We start from the raw sequence: 250 nt of genomic DNA, 5'->3' as shown, positions 1-250 counted from the left end.
GGGTTACCCCTGCCCTCCCCGGGACCGGGTAACCCGTGGGTTACGCCTCGGGGCAGATGGCGGACCGGGTAACCCGTGGGTTACCCCTGCCCTCCCCGGGACCGGGTAACCCGTGGGTTACGCCTCGGGGCAAATGGCGGAGTGGTAACCCGTGGGTTACCCCTGCCCTCCCCGGGACCGGGTAACCCGTGGGTTACGCCTCGGGGCAGATGGCGGACCGGGTAACCCGTGGGTTACCCCTGCCCTCCCC

This window comes from Pseudooceanicola endophyticus (assembly GCF_018760365.1).
Classification (GTDB): Bacteria; Pseudomonadota; Alphaproteobacteria; order Rhodobacterales; family Rhodobacteraceae; genus Pseudooceanicola; species Pseudooceanicola endophyticus.
This window is presented reverse-complemented; position numbering follows the sequence as displayed.